This is a genomic window from Pseudomonas sp. XS1P51 (assembly GCF_054897845.1).
On sequence record NZ_CM142707.1, the window covers coordinates 5942715 to 5956691 of the forward strand.

Annotated in this window: 11 protein-coding genes and 1 pseudogene; 1 reads left to right on the top strand and 11 read right to left on the bottom strand. The window is 61.3% G+C overall.

The window, feature by feature from the left end; all coding sequences use genetic code 11:
• Positions 1–19: 19 nt before the first annotated feature.
• Both ACYZUD_RS27555 and gabT read right to left on the bottom strand, forming a co-directional pair.
• A complete protein-coding gene (locus tag ACYZUD_RS27555; RefSeq protein WP_462021030.1) occupies positions 20–667 on the bottom strand; it encodes an HAD family hydrolase in 648 nt (215 codons plus the stop codon).
• A 52-nt stretch (positions 668–719) separates the two neighbouring features.
• Positions 720–2015, bottom strand: a complete 1296-nt coding sequence (gene gabT / locus ACYZUD_RS27560; RefSeq protein ID WP_462021031.1) for a 4-aminobutyrate--2-oxoglutarate transaminase — start codon at positions 2013–2015, stop codon at positions 720–722.
• 218 nt (positions 2016–2233) lie between these two features.
• On the opposite strand from gabT, the pseudogene ACYZUD_RS27565 reads away from it, so the two are divergent.
• Positions 2234–3136, top strand: a pseudogene (locus ACYZUD_RS27565) (2-hydroxyacid dehydrogenase).
• A gap of 25 nt (positions 3137–3161) precedes the next feature.
• On the opposite strand, the gene ACYZUD_RS27570 reads toward ACYZUD_RS27565, so the two are convergent.
• The 9 genes from ACYZUD_RS27570 to ACYZUD_RS27610 are packed head-to-tail and all read right to left on the bottom strand — an operon-like array spanning position 3162 to position 13964.
• Positions 3162–4619 (bottom strand): NAD-dependent succinate-semialdehyde dehydrogenase, encoded by a 1458-nt coding sequence (locus ACYZUD_RS27570; protein ID WP_462021032.1) that lies wholly within the window; start codon positions 4617–4619, stop codon positions 3162–3164.
• A 32-nt stretch (positions 4620–4651) separates the two neighbouring features.
• Complete coding sequence (argE, locus tag ACYZUD_RS27575; protein ID WP_462021033.1) at positions 4652–5806, bottom strand: acetylornithine deacetylase; 1155 nt, start codon at positions 5804–5806, stop codon at positions 4652–4654.
• Positions 5806–6957, bottom strand: a complete 1152-nt coding sequence (locus tag ACYZUD_RS27580; protein ID WP_462021034.1) for an NAD(P)/FAD-dependent oxidoreductase — start codon at positions 6955–6957, stop codon at positions 5806–5808. The genes argE and ACYZUD_RS27580 overlap by 1 nt, the downstream gene beginning before the upstream one ends.
• The gene (locus ACYZUD_RS27585) at positions 6954–8330 is read right to left on the bottom strand and encodes an FAD/NAD(P)-dependent oxidoreductase (protein ID WP_462021035.1); all 1377 of its coding nucleotides are present in this window, start codon (positions 8328–8330) and stop codon (positions 6954–6956) included. Before ACYZUD_RS27585 ends, ACYZUD_RS27580 begins: the two co-directional genes overlap by 4 nt.
• Positions 8312–8620: a (2Fe-2S)-binding protein gene (locus tag ACYZUD_RS27590; RefSeq protein ID WP_462021036.1), complete on the bottom strand. Its 309-nt coding sequence runs from the start codon at positions 8618–8620 to the stop codon at positions 8312–8314. The genes ACYZUD_RS27585 and ACYZUD_RS27590 overlap by 19 nt, the downstream gene beginning before the upstream one ends.
• Positions 8617–10461 (bottom strand): ABC transporter ATP-binding protein, encoded by a 1845-nt coding sequence (locus ACYZUD_RS27595; protein WP_462021037.1) that lies wholly within the window; start codon positions 10459–10461, stop codon positions 8617–8619. Before ACYZUD_RS27595 ends, ACYZUD_RS27590 begins: the two co-directional genes overlap by 4 nt.
• Entirely contained in the window at positions 10462–11343 is an 882-nt protein-coding gene (locus ACYZUD_RS27600) for an ABC transporter permease (RefSeq protein WP_462021038.1), read from the bottom strand.
• The gene (locus ACYZUD_RS27605; RefSeq protein WP_462021039.1) at positions 11340–12296 is read right to left on the bottom strand and encodes an ABC transporter permease; all 957 of its coding nucleotides are present in this window, start codon (positions 12294–12296) and stop codon (positions 11340–11342) included. The genes ACYZUD_RS27600 and ACYZUD_RS27605 overlap by 4 nt, the downstream gene beginning before the upstream one ends.
• 30 nt (positions 12297–12326) lie before the next feature.
• Positions 12327–13964 carry an ABC transporter substrate-binding protein gene (locus ACYZUD_RS27610; RefSeq protein ID WP_462021040.1) on the bottom strand — a complete coding sequence of 546 codons (1638 nt, stop codon included), beginning with the start codon at positions 13962–13964 and terminating at the stop codon, positions 12327–12329.
• Positions 13965–13977: the final 13 nt, after the last annotated feature.

A 13977-nucleotide genomic window follows, 5' to 3' on the forward strand; every position in this document is an offset into this window, starting at 1 on the left:
AGCGTTTTTGGTGACCAAATCAAGACTGGCGTAGCGAGCTCTGATGCTGACTCACCAAATCGGCGAGGCTGTCCGCGCATACGGGCGCGCTGCATTCCCAGAGCAGTCCTTCCTGTTCGCGGCGCAAATGGCAGAGATCGAAAGGTTCGCCCGGCTCTGCAGCTTTAGTACTCACCCTCAGCACTCTATGAGCTTGAATTTCACGCTCTGCCAGCCAGTCTGAAAGCTCCCCCTGATTGAACATGTCCTGTTCATCGAGGCCCAACTTTGTGGTCAGCTCAACACGGTCCTCCGTCCCTCGGTCACTGAGTACCGCAACCTGGTAGAACTTGCGCATGTACTGCACCGCTCCCGGCGCGTCTTCGAACAGTGGCCAATTTTGGGCCGTACGGGAGAACTCGAGGCTGTCGTCCCAACTCACTTCGAGCCCCAGAGCCTTCGACAAATTACGATGCGCAAAGCAAAGCCGCCCACTGAAGCCGAGGTCCTCGGGTGATGCCTCTAATCGTGTCTGTTCAGCGTAGAAGCGCGACAGCATGGTACTGCGATCAGGGGCGATATCGGCTTCGCCGAGCAGGGTCTGAAGGGTTGCCCAGAGCCCACTGTCGCTGTCCACCAATACCCCGTCGCATTCGAAGATCAATACCTGATAATCCGTCAGGGCCATGAGTCCTTCCTCTGGTTGTCTGTTAGGGGGGGGCATTCGGGAGATCCGCCATTCAATACGCTGCCGCGCGTTCTAGCGCCTGACCAAGAATATGCAGCGCTTCCTGGACCTGTGCCTGTGTGGTCACCAGTGGTGCCAGAAAGCGCACTACGTTACGTTGCACGCCGCATTTGATGACCAGCAGGCCGCCTTGGCGGCATTCGTTGATCACCCGTTGCGCCAGGTCAGCGTCGGGCATGGCGCCTTCACCGGCTGCGACCATTTCCATCGCCACCATGAAGCCGACCCCGCGCACGTCACCGATGCACTCATGTCGCCGTTGCAATTCCTGTAGCCCGGCCCTCAGTTGCTCGCCGAGGGCATTGGCCCGATCCAGCAGGTTCTCGCTCTCGAACAGATCGAGAATGGACAGGGCGGCTGCGCAGGCAAGGGCGTTGCCGCCATAGGTACCGCCAAGACCACCTGGTAACGGTGCATCCATCATCTCGCTGCGCCCGACCACGCCGGACAGCGGCAGGCCACCGGCAAGGCTCTTGGCGACGGTGACGAGATCTGGCTGGATACCCGAATGTTCGTAGCCGAACCACTTGCCGCTGCGTCCGAAGCCTGCCTGAATTTCGTCGAGGATCAGCACGATGCCGTACCGGTCGGCGAGGGCCCGTAGCGCTTGCAGGAACTCTGCTGGAGCGGAGAGAAAGCCGCCATCGCCCTGAATGGGTTCGATAATGATCGCTGCCACGCGGTCAGCACTGATACGGGTATCGAACAGTTCCTGCATGGCATTCAGCGCATCTTGCGAAGAAATGCCGCGGTAACTGTTCGGGTAGACACTGTGATAGACCTCGGGCGCGAAGGGGCCGAAGTTCTGCTTGTAGGGTTGGCTCATGCCGGTCAGCGTGGTACCGAGCAGCGTGCGCCCATGGAAGCCGCCTTGAAAACTGATGATTGCCGGGCGGCCGGTGTGGGCACGGGCAATCTTCACCGCGTTCTCTACTGCTTCGGCGCCGGAGGTGAAAAAGGCCGCTTTATAGGGGGTATCGGCCCCGATCCGTTGGCACAGGCGCTGAGCCAATTCCACATAGGGCGTATACGCCATTACCTGAAAGCAGGGATGGGCAATTTTTTCCAGTTGAGCGTGGACGGCTGCAACGACCTGCGGATGATTGTGACCGACGTTGAGTACGCCGATGCCACCGACGAAATCCAGATAGCGCTTGCCATCAACATCCCAGATCTCCGAGCCTTGCGCACGGTCAACCACCACTGGGTGAGCCGTGACGATGCCTTGTGCAACGTACTGTTCACGTTGCTTCAGAATACGAGCGGTCTCGTTGACCTTGCTGTTCATTAGTCCTCTCCAGAATCTTGCAACCCAGGCAGTGGTCGCGTCAGAAATAGAGTACGGCGTTCGCAAAAATGACGACGCCGAAGTTCCCCTTTCCTTTGAACGGATAAACTGTTTTGAGGTGCACAAACGGCAGAATCGACCTGTGGGTTTGACGCACCATGGGCAGGGTCAAATAACTGTGGGAGAGACGCCGGGTGGCCCTGCTTTACAAAGCCGATATGCAACGCGGGCGCGAGTGGCAGCGCCTTTTTCAAGCCCTGGCGGCGGACATAGAGGTACGCTTGTGGCCCGACATAGGTGATCCGGCACAGATACGGTACCTCGCTGCATGGGAAGCCCCCCATGCGCTGGATATTCTGTTGCCCAACGTGCAAGTGCTGTTCGCAACTTCTGCCGGGATCGACCATATGGCGTTGGAGCGGTTACCTGCCGAACTGCAAGTGGTGCGCATGCTGGACCCTGGCATCACCCGCGGCATGTGCGAGTTCGTTGCCATGCCGTACTCACGCTGCATCACGACAATGTTGCTGTATGGCGAACAACAGCGGGTACGCCTGTGGCAGGTTCACCCCGTGCACAGTGCGGCGAAACGCTGAGTCTGGGTCATGGGCCCGGGCGAGCAGGGAAAGCGGGTCCTGGCTGCCTTGAAGCCGTTCGGGTTTGAGTCGCTGGGCTGGGCGGGCAGCCGATACGAGATGGAGGGTGTGCAGTGCTATGCCGGGGAGCCCGAGCGGGAAATGTTCTTGCGCCAATGTGACATTCTGCTGCGCATGTTGCCGTTGACCCGGGTAACGCGTGGGATCTTGGATGAGAACCTGTTTGCCTGTCTTCCCCAAGGTGCCGCGCTGATCAACATGGGGCGTGGTGCCCACCTGGTGGAAGAGGATCTGATTCCGGCGCTCTACAGCGGCCAACTGGCCGGCGCAATTCTGGATGTACTGCAGGATGAACCGCCGGCGTCGGACTATCCCTTCTGGGACCATCCGCGCATCCGACTCACCCCGCACATCGCTGCCATGACCCAGACCGAGAGTGCATTCGAGGTGTTGCTGGCCAACATCCGGCGTCATCAACGTGGTGAGCCAATGAATGGCCTGGTCGATCGCCGCAGAGGCTATTGAAAAGGGCGCAGCGCGCTCCATTCCGTTACAGGCCACCCATGTGGAAGGCTTTGATTTCTAGATACTCATCGATGCCCTGGCTGGCGCCTTCACGGCCAAGCCCGGATTGCTTGATACCTCCAAACGGCGCCACCTCCATGGATACAGAACCGGTATTCAAACCCACCATGCCAAATTCTAGTGCCTCGCCCACTCGCCAGGCGCGGGCGATATCCGTAGTGAAGAAGTAGGCCGCCAAGCCATAAGGCGTAGCGTTGGCGATGTCCAGCGCCTGTTGCTCTGTGTCGAATTTGAACAGTGGCAATAGAGGCCCGAAAGTCTCTTCCTTGGCCAGGCGCATTTCGGTAGTGGCCCCGCCAACCACCGTGGGAGGCACGAACTGCGATCCCGGGGCTGCCTCTTGGCCAAACAGAACCTGCGCGCCTTTGGCAACGGCATCCTTCAGATGTGCAGTGACCTTCTGCGCCGCCGCAAGATTGATCAGTGGCCCGATCGTGGTGCCCTGTTCCAGCCCCGGACCGACCTTCAACGCTTGCACCCTTGGCAGCAGCGCCGCGATGAAGCGATCGTGGATCCCCGCCTGTACCAGCACGCGGTTGGCACACACGCACGTTTGCCCGGCGTTGCGGAACTTGCTCTGCATCACACCTTCGACTGCCAGATCGATATCGGCATCATCGAACACGATAAAGGGCGCGTTACCGCCCAGCTCCAGGCTCAGACGCTTGATATCGTCTGCCGATTGCTTCATGAGTAGGCGGCCTACGGCCGTCGACCCGGTAAACGAGATCTTGCGCACGGTCGGGTTGGCCGTCAGTTCGTCACCGATGGCTTTAGGCAAACCGGTCACAACGTTGAACACCCCGGCAGGTAAGCCAGCACGTTCGGCCAGTTCCGCCAATGCCAGCGCCGATAATGGCGTCAGCTCCGAAGGTTTGACGATGATGGTGCAGCCCGCAGCCAACGCCGGTGCGCATTTGCGCGTGATCATGGCGATCGGGAAGTTCCAGGGGGTAATCGCAGCGCACACGCCTACCGGCTGCTTTAGCGTGAGGATCCGGCGGTCGTTTGCAGGTGAAGGAATGGTCTGGCCATAAGTGCGACGGCCTTCCTCCGCGAACCATTTGATAAAGCCAGCGCCATAGCGCACCTCGCCTTTGGCTTCGGCTAGCGGCTTGCCTTGCTCGGCGGTCATGATCAGTGCGAGGTCGTCCTGGTGCTCGACGACCAGTTGATACCATCGCTCCAGGATTTCGCAACGGTTGGCAGCGGACATAGCGCGCCATGCTGGCCATGCACGGTCGGCGGCGGCGATGGCGCCACGTACCTCCGCCGTTTGCAGCAGCGGAATCGATGCTATGGCCAAGCCACTGGACGGGTCGGTCACGGCCAGAGTCTGACCATCGTCAGCCGCTATCCATTGGCCGTCGACGTAAGCCTGTTGGCGCAGCAGGGAAGGGTCTTTGAGCAGTTCTTTTAGCATGAACGGTGTCCTGTTTACAGCGCAAATATGGCTTAGCATAGCGACTGAGCAAGCTTGGCGAGAAAGTCCTCGCAAGCCTTCAGCTGGCTGATCTCTACGTATTCATCGGGTTTGTGTGCCTGTTCGATCGAGCCCGGCCCGCACACCACCACGGGTACGCCTAGCCGTTCGCTGATCATTCCGCCTTCGGTGCCGAAGGCGACCTTGATGCGCCGCGTGCTCGGAGGTACGAAGCGCTCCAGCAGCCGGACGGCGTCCAGCGTGGGTGAGGTATCCAGGCCAGGATAGTCGTTGAGCGTTTCGATATGCACGGCGGACACGGGAGAAAGCGTACGGGCCTCTTTGGCAATGGACTCGGCGAGGCTTTCCAGGTGGTCCAGTAAAGGTTGCGGGTCGTCCGCGGGCAGGTTGCGGATTTCAAAGTCCAACGTGCACAGGTTCGGTACGATGTTCAGAGCCTTGCCGCCGTTGATGGTGCCGACATGCAAAGTGGTGTAGGGTACGTCGTACTCGGCGTCTCGGGCCCCCGCGCTGGCTAGGCGCTGTTGTTCGCGGCGCAAACCACTGACGAAGTCGCTGGCCAGGTGAATGGCGTTGGTTGCCAAGGGCGACAACGACGAATGCGCCTCCTGCCCATGGCAATGCACGCGGCACGACGTCTTGCCTTTGTGCCCCACCGCGAACTGCATCATCGTCGGCTCACCGACTACGCAGAGAAATGGCTGCCTCGGGGATTTTTCCAGCAGGTCAAGCAGGCGTCGTACGCCCACACAGCCGATTTCCTCATCGTAGGACAGCGCCAACTGCAGAGGCCGCTTGAGTGGTAGGTTTTTAGCTGTGAGCAGGGTATCAATCGCCACGGCAATGAAACCCTTCATATCGCAAGTGCCCCGACCATAGATGCGTCCATCGGCCTGGGTTGCCTTGAAGGGGGCTACAGTCCATGCTTGGCCGGCCGCAGGGACCACGTCGGTATGTCCGGAAAGGAGAATGCCGGGAACCCCCTCAGGCCCAACGCTGGCGAACAGGTTGGCTTTACTGCCGGTTTCATCTTTGACCAAAGTCGACTCGATGCCGTGTGCCGACAGCATCAGGCGAACGTATTCGATCAGGTCAAGATTAGAGTTCACTGAGACGGTATCGAAGGCGATCAGTCGATCAAGCAGTTGCTGCACGCGGGTATTCATCACACCTGGCTCCATAGCGAGGGGGTGGGGGCAAATCTGCGGATGTGGAAGGGTTCGATCAAGGTCGAGGTGCTGCCGGTGCTGATCAGTTCTGCCATGACGTCACCCACTCCAGGCCCTAGCTGGAAGCCATGGCCGCAAAAGCCGAAGGCGTAGAAGAGCCCATCCGTGGTAAAGCTTGGCCCCATGATCGGCAGGGAATCGGGCAGGTAGCTTTCAATACCGCTCCACGCCCTGATGATGTTCAGATGGGCCAGCCCAGGGGCTAGCTCGCGCATCTGCTCGATCTGGTTAAGAATGCTGCGCGGCTCGACATGGGCGCGGCGGCGGTCCATATCCGGCTTGCTGCGATAGCCGCCGCCGATGACGATGTTGCCGCGGGCAATCTGGCGGAAGTAGATCACTTCCTCGGGGATCTTGGTGTAGACGCCGATCACGGTCTTGAGCGCATAGGGAACGGGCTCGGTGACCGCCATTTGCGGGCCGTGGGTGTCCAGGGGAACCGGTTCACCGAACTGCGCGGAAAGGCGATCACCCCAGGCCCCTGCGGTCACCAGCAGAGTGGCCGCGCGATAGACGGCGCCTGTGGTGGTGGTCACGCGAAAGCCGTCGCCGACCTTCTCCACGTGCTCGACTTCTATGTGCTCTTCGACCGACGCGCCGGCGCGTACGGCGGCGCGGGCGAAAGCGGGCGCGGCAAGGCGTGGGTTGGCATGGCCATCATGTGGCGCGTAAGACCCTCCCGTTACCCGAGGCCCCAGAAACGGAAAGCGCTCGTGCAGTTCGCGACCGGTGTAGATCTGTAGATCCAGTTCACGCGCCTCGGGGCGAGCGGCGTAGGCACGCAGCTCCTCGATCTCGTCTTCGCGGTAGCAAACGCGCATGTGGCCGCTAGGTAGAAACTCCAGGTCGTCGTCGATCAGCTCGGGCAGGCGTTTCCACAGGGCGAACGAGCGGTTGGCGAGCTCCAGCTGGCCGAGAAAGCGACCCTGGCGCCGAACATTGCCGAAATTCACACCGCTGGCGTACTGACCCACCAGATCGCGTTCCAGCAAGGTTACCGATTGGCCGCGCTGGCGCAGGAAGAAGGCTGAAGCGGCGCCCATCAGGCCGCCACCGATGATCAGTACGTCACTCTGACGCTCGTTCATTGGGGGCTCCGGATCAGGTCCATCGTCAGGGGTTTTACCGGGGCTTGGCCGCGCTGGCGGCCGACCTCGACGACATCGATCCCCGCGGCGTCGGCGATGATCTGCGCGCCCGCCTGGGAACAGTAGCGGCCTTGGCAGCGGCCCATGCCGACGCGGCTGAAGGCCTTGGCACGGTTGACTTCGCAGGCGCCTTTGGCGCGCACCGCATCGCGCAGCTCGCCGGCGCTGATCATTTCGCAGCGGCACACTATGGCATCGTCGGGTAGGGGGTCCAGCCGTTGTGCCGGCCAGGGAAAGGCCTGCGCCAGGCCTTCACGAAACCTGTCCATCTGCACCATTTCACCCAATAGCTGTGCTTTCAGCCCGGGATCATGGGGTTTGCGCAAATCCTCCAGCACCGCCAGCGCCGCGATTCGCCCAGCCCGCTGTGCACCGTCGGCGCCCCGGACGCGTGCGCCATCGCCGGCGGCATAGATGCCAGGCACCGAAGTACGGCCGTCGGCATCGAGTTCCAGCACCCACTGGCCCTGCACGGTGTCGAAGCTGAAGGCGCAGCCGGCGAGGTCGGCCAGCTGGGTTTCCGGCCGCAGGTGGTAGCCCATGGCGACGGCATCGCAGGTAATGGTCTGCACAGCGCCCTGGGCGGTCTTGAAGCGCACGGCGCTGACACCGGAAATCGGGTCGCCCTGCACCTCGTTCAGCTCCACCCCGAAATGCACGGGTACCCTGGCCGCATACAAGGCCGCCAACAACCCCATGCCGTTGGCCACCAGGGCCGGGCGTGCCAGCAACTTTGGCATGGCCCTGACACGGTTGAAGAACGGTGAAGTATCGAGTACCGTCGCGACCCGCGCGCCCGCCTTGACGTATTGGCTGGCCACCAGATAAAGCAGCGGCCCGGTCCCCATGAATACCACCGCGCGGCCAATGGACACTGCCTGGGCCTTGAGTGCAATCTGCGCGCCGCCCAGGCTGTAGCAGCCGGCGAGCTGCCAGCCTTTGACCGGCATCAGCCGATCCGTGGCGCCGGTACACAGCACCAGGCGGTCAAAGGCGATGCTGCTGTGCTGCCCGTCGCTCGCGCAATGCAGTTCGCCTTCGGCCAGGTTCCACACGGTAGTGTCGGGTCGGTAATCCACCCTTAGCCGCAGCGCATCGAAGCATTGGTGCAGCGCCTTGGCATTGTCCGCCTCGGCACCGTAGAGCTGCTCGTAGGAACGACGGAAATGCACCGGTTGGCGACGATAGATCTGCCCGCCATCACGGCTGCCCTCATTGACGAGCACCGGCTGGATGCCGTACTCCACCAGCATCTCGGCGCAACGTATACCCGCGGGGCCCGCGCCGACTATCACTACGCGTGGGTTGGCCATGTCAGCTCCGGTTGTGAAGTGATGATGTCCAGCCCGTCGCGCACTTCCACCGAGCAAGCGCGCAGCCGTTCGCCGCTGCGGGTCCACACCCAGCAGTCCTGGCAGGCAGCCATCAGACAGAAACCGGCGCGTTTGCCACTATCGAATTCGGAGGTGCGCAACGCGCTGCCTTGGGTCAGCAAGGCGACCATCAAGGTGTCGCCAGCTAGGCCCTGTACGTCTTGGCCGTCGACGGTAAACGCCACCGTTGGCCGGTCCAGTTCGGCAAGGCGGATAAATCTTGCGGTCATGCCGGTACTCCTTCTGTCGCTTGTGCTTTGGTCCGTTGTCCTTCGAGCAGTTGATCGCTGTCCAGATGGCATAGCACCTGGCTGCCGCCGGCGATAAAACGCAGCCCTGGGGCCGTGCGGTTGCACAATCCCTCGACGCGCATCGGGCAACGGTCAAGGAAGGTGCACAGCTCCCCATGGGTCGACGCCGCGGAAACGGTCGGCAAGGTCTGGACGATATCGGTGGCTTCCAGCCATCCCTGGCGCAATTGCGGCACCGAGTGCACCAGCAGGTGGGTGTAGGGGTGGAACGGTGATTGTGCCAACGCGGCCTTGGGACCGGACTCGACGCGATGGCCGCTGTACATCACCACCACCTCATCGCACAAAGCGCGGACGGTGGAGATGTCGTGGCTGATAAACAGATATGACACGCCAAGTTTCTTGCGCAGGTCCTCAAGTAACTCGAGAATCGCGGCGCCAACCACCGTATCCAGAGCGGAGGTCACTTCGTCGCAGAGGATGAGGTCTGGTTCTGCGGCGAGCGCGCGGGCGAGGTTGATCCGCTGTTTCTGGCCGCCGGACAGCTCGCTAGGCCGGCGCTCGGCCAAGGCCTGTGGCAGCTTGACCAGGTCCAGTAGCTCGTCGATTCGCTGTGCACGCGCACGGCCTTTTAGCCCGTGGTAAGCCTGCAAAGGACGGCCCAGGATGCGCGCGACGGTGTGCATGGGATTGAGCGCCGTATCGGCATTCTGAAACACCATCTGGATCCGCCGGAACTGGTCCGGCGTACGCTCTTCCAGCCTGCCGCTCAGGGGCGAACCTTGAAAAGTGACAGTGCCGCGGGCCGGTTCCAGCAGTCCGGAAACGACGCGGGCAAGGGTTGACTTGCCCGACCCAGACTCGCCAATTACACCGATTGCCTGGCCACGACCGATCACCAGGTCGACATCCTCCAGCACCCGTATCGAGGGCAAGCCCTTCATGTCTCGTGGGCCGTAGCCTGCAATCAAGCCTTCGATCTTCAGCAGGGGCGCGGTGTTATCGCCGGTAGCGATGTAGTCGTGATCGCCGGTTGCTTCGTGCCGTGCAGCGGCAATCAGGCTGCGGGTGTATTCATGGCTGGGGGCGTCGAGGATCTGTGCGGTGGTGCAGTGCTCCATGACCTGACCACCCTTAAGTACCACGATCTGATCAGCCATCTGCGCCACGACCGCCAAGTCATGGCTGACGTAGACCGCGGTAGCGCCGCGTTCTCGCACAACTTTCTTGAAGGCGATCAAGACGTCGATCTGAGTGGTAACGTCCAACGCAGTGGTGGGTTCGTCCAACACTACCAGCAGCGGATCGCTGATCAGCGCCATGGCCGCCATGACCCGCTGCAACTGCCCGCCAGACACCTGGTGCGGATAGCGCTGGCCGATATTCTCCGGATCGGGCAGCGCTAGGTCACGAAACAGCGCGATGGCCTTGGCTTCCAGCGCCTTGCGCGACCCCAACTGGTGGATCATTGCCCCTTCGACCACCTGGTCGATCAGGCGCTGTGCTGGATTGAACGCGGCCGCCGCGCTTTGGGCGATGTAGGACACGCGATTGCCACGCAGCATACGCAAGCCATCCTCACCGAGCGCGAGGAGATCTGTACCGTCGACCTTTACCTGGCCGCCAGCGATGCGGCACCCCTGGCGGGCATAGCCCAGCAACGAAAGGGCGATGGTTGTTTTGCCCGAACCCGACTCACCAATCAACGCCAACACTTCGCCTTTACGCAGGCTAAAACTGACGTTCTTGACGATTTCCACTTCACCGTCGTTTGTCGTCGCATTGACCCGTAGATGGCTAACCTGTATGAGCTCGCTCATTCAATGACCTCCGCCACGCTTGCCGCGCCGATTGGAAAGACTGTCGATCAGTAGGTTGATACCCACCGTCAGAGAACCGATGGCCAGCGCCGGAATCACCAATGCAGGAGCCCCTTGGCTCAGGCCGCCGATGTTTTCGCGCACCAGCGAGCCGAGGTCGGCATCCGGTGGTTGTACGCCCAGCCCCAGGAAGCTCAGGCCACTGAGCAGCAACACGATCAGACCAAAACGCACACCGAGGTCGGTGAGTACCGGGTTGAGCATGTTTGGCAGGATCTCGACCAGTGCGATATACAACCGGGGTTCGCCACGGGTCCTGGCGACTTGTACGTACTCCAGCGCTTCGATGTTGGCCGCTAGGCTGCGCGAGATGCGAAAGGCGCCCGGCGTGAAACTTAATACCGCCGTCGCAATCAACAAAGGCACTGAGGATCCGAACGCCGATACCAGCACCAGCGCAAGCATCTTGCTTGGAATTGAAATCAACGCGTCCATCAGACGGCTGACGACGTCATCCATCCAGCGCGGCGACACCACGGCAAACAAGGCAAGAGTGGCGCCTATGCTGCTGGCCAGCAATGCGGCGACTAGCGCCAGAGTCACGGTGAAGCGCGCGCCCACCAATACTCGGCTGAGCATGTCGCGGCCCAGATAATCCGTACCCAGCAGGTAGCTGACGCTGAGCCCGTCGAAGACATTGTCGGAGACCACGGCCCCCACTTGATGGGGCGCCAGCATGCTGCCAAACAAGGCGATGAACAGCCAGAACACGCAGAGCACTGCGCCGATCATGCCGGATACGGATAGCCCTAGACGCCAACGTGAGGCTCGGGGACGGGAGGCTGCCAGCACCGGCGGCGACTTTTCCATGATCTTGTTCATCGCAGTCTGAGCCTCGGGTTGGAAAGGATGGCGCAGAGATCGGCGACCAGCACCAATAGCAGATACGCCGCGCAGAACAGCATGGTGCAGGCCTGGACCAGTGCCATGTCGCGGTTGGTCACGGCATCGACCATCAGGCTGGCGATCCCTGGGTAATTGAAGATGGTCTCGACGATTACCACGCCACCCAGCAGGTACGACAAGCTCAACGCCACGGCGTTGGCAATCGGCCCGATGGCATTGGGCAGTGCATGGCGCAGCACGATCCGGCTCAGCGACACGCCCTTTAGGCGAGCCATTTCGACGTAGGGGCTGTCCAGTTGATCAATGATGGCTGAACGCGTCATCCGCGCCATTTGCGCGACGATCACGCAGCACAGGGTCATTACTGGCAGCGCGTAGATGCGCAGAAACTCAAGCGGCGTACTGACGCCGCTGGAGTATGACAACGCCGAAAGCCAGCCGAGCTTGACCGCGAAAACCAGCACCGCCAAGGTGGCGACCAGAAACTCCGGCACGGCGACCAGTGTCAGCGTCCCGACGTTGATGACCGCATCCAGTCGCCCGCCGCGGCGCATGGCCGACAGCGTAGCGAGCGTCAGCGCAACGGGCACCGAAACCGCCGCAGTTACTCCGGCGAGCATCAGTGTGTTAGGCATCCTGCCAGCCATCATCTCGCTGACCGGCATGGCGTTGGTCACCGAGTTGCCCAAGTGACCAGTGAACACGCCGAGCAGCCAATGGCCGTAACGCACTATCGCTGGCTGGTCCAGGCCCAGTTGGATACGCAAGGCCGCGACCTGTTCTGGCGTCGCAAACTGCCCGAGCACCTGCTGCGCAGCGTCGCCAGGTAGTACCGCGGTAATGGCGAAAACGACGATGGAGACGATCAACAGTGTCACCACCGAAGTCCCCAAGCGTTTGGCAATCAACCAAAACATCTTGTTATGCATCGAAGCTCTCCCGCCCTTGATACCAACGCGTCACGCATCCAGCCAGATTTTCTCGGCGAACATGTAGCCCATGAAACCGCCCAGCGGGTTGCTGCCGTAGCCCTTGATGCGCTGGTCGACGCCGTCGATATTGCTGATGAACACTGGCACGCCAATGCCCGAGTGCTCATGAACCAGGGTCTGCATGTCCGCGTACATTTTTGCGCGCTTGGCATCATCAGTCTCGCCACGGGCGAGCATCAGCAGTTGGTCGAACTGCTCGTTCTTCCAGGCCGATTCGTTCCAGGGCGCAGTGGACTGGAAAAATTGCGAGAAGACGATGTCGGCGTTCGGGCGCGGGTTGATGTTGCCGAAGCTGATCGGGTGCTTCATCCAGTGGTTGGACCAGTAGCCGTCGCTTGGCAGCCGGTTGACGGTAAGGTCCAGGCCGGCCTGCTTGGCCGATTGCTGCAGCAGTACAGCGATATCCACCGAGCCAGTGGCGGCGGGCGAGGCCACCAATGGCATCTTGATGTCGGACATCCCGGCCTTCTTCAGCAGGAACTTGGCTTTCTCCGGATCGTAGGCGCGCTGTGGCAGGTCGGCGTTGAAATAGCGTGAGCCAGGGGAAATCGGATGGTCGTTGCCGACCACCGCGAAGCCGCGGAATACCGCGGATTTCACCTGCTCGCGATCAAGCAGGTACTTCATGGCCATGCTGAAGTCGGCGTTCTGCCCGGGCATCTGATCTTGACGGATGATCAGGTCGGTGTAGTTGCCCGACGGCGCGTCGACGAAATAGTGCTTGGGGCTCGACTTGATGCGAGCGGTCGAGCGCGGGTTCACCTCGTTGATCAGATGCACGTCGCCCGACAGCAGGGCGTTGACGCGCGAGGGCTCATCGGAAATGGCGATGAACTCGATTTCATCGAGGTAGGGCAGGCCTGGCTTCCAGTAGCTCTCGTTGCGTGCCGAGATCGAGCGCACCCCCGGACGGAACTCCTTGACCTTGAATGGGCCGGTACCGATGCCTTGGCTGAAGTCGGTAGTCCCCTGGGGAACGATCATCAAATGCGACACCGCCAGGATGGAAGGCAGCTCGGCGTTGGGCGCGGTCAGGCGGATGGTGACCTCACTGGCCCCGGTAGCCTTGATTTCCGCGAACTGCGCCATCAGCGGCATGACCTTGGAGCCGGTGGCCGGGTCCTTGTGACGGCTCAGGGAGAACACCACATCGTCGGCGGTCAACGGCTTGCCGTTATGGAAGGTAACGCCTTTGCGCAAGGTGATAATCCACTGGCTGGCGTCGGTGTGCTCGATGCGCTCGGCCAGTTCGAGTTGCGGTACCAGGTGGCTGTCGAACTTGGTCAGGCCGTTGTAGAACATGAAATGGCGGACATAATCGGTCGACAGTGCGCCTTTGGCTGGGTCGAGCGTGTCAGCGGTCGATGAGGACATGCCGGCAACGCGAATTTTACCGCCGCGTTTGCCTACTACCGGGCCATCGCTTTCGGCGGCGAAGGCTGATGCACCACCGCCGAGCAGTGCGCCACTACTGGCCGCCACCACGCCAACTACCCCGAGCATGCGCAACGCATCGCGGCGCGACATGCCTTTGTTGAGGCCTTCGAACACGCGCATGCTTTCTTGACCGCTCACCAGCAAAGACTCGTCTCGTTTGTCCGTCATATCCATTCACCCG

What these genes read in the sequence shown, in the direction of transcription:
- ACYZUD_RS27555 (WP_462021030.1), bottom strand. Translation starts at nt 667, where the DNA reads ATGGCCCTGACGGATTATCAGGTATTGATCTTCGAATGCGACGGGGTA.
- ACYZUD_RS27600 (WP_462021038.1), bottom strand. Translation starts at nt 11,343, where the DNA reads ATGAACAAGATCATGGAAAAGTCGCCGCCGGTGCTGGCAGCCTCCCGT.
- ACYZUD_RS27605 (WP_462021039.1), bottom strand. Translation starts at nt 12,296, where the DNA reads ATGCATAACAAGATGTTTTGGTTGATTGCCAAACGCTTGGGGACTTCG.
- ACYZUD_RS27585 (WP_462021035.1), bottom strand. Translation starts at nt 8,330, where the DNA reads ATGGCCAACCCACGCGTAGTGATAGTCGGCGCGGGCCCCGCGGGTATA.
- ACYZUD_RS27570 (WP_462021032.1), bottom strand. Translation starts at nt 4,619, where the DNA reads ATGCTAAAAGAACTGCTCAAAGACCCTTCCCTGCTGCGCCAACAGGCT.
- ACYZUD_RS27595 (WP_462021037.1), bottom strand. Translation starts at nt 10,461, where the DNA reads ATGAGCGAGCTCATACAGGTTAGCCATCTACGGGTCAATGCGACGACA.
- argE (WP_462021033.1), bottom strand. Translation starts at nt 5,806, where the DNA reads ATGAATACCCGCGTGCAGCAACTGCTTGATCGACTGATCGCCTTCGAT.
- ACYZUD_RS27580 (WP_462021034.1), bottom strand. Translation starts at nt 6,957, where the DNA reads ATGAACGAGCGTCAGAGTGACGTACTGATCATCGGTGGCGGCCTGATG.
- gabT (WP_462021031.1), bottom strand. Translation starts at nt 2,015, where the DNA reads ATGAACAGCAAGGTCAACGAGACCGCTCGTATTCTGAAGCAACGTGAA.
- ACYZUD_RS27590 (WP_462021036.1), bottom strand. Translation starts at nt 8,620, where the DNA reads ATGACCGCAAGATTTATCCGCCTTGCCGAACTGGACCGGCCAACGGTG.
- ACYZUD_RS27610 (WP_462021040.1), bottom strand. Translation starts at nt 13,964, where the DNA reads ATGACGGACAAACGAGACGAGTCTTTGCTGGTGAGCGGTCAAGAAAGC.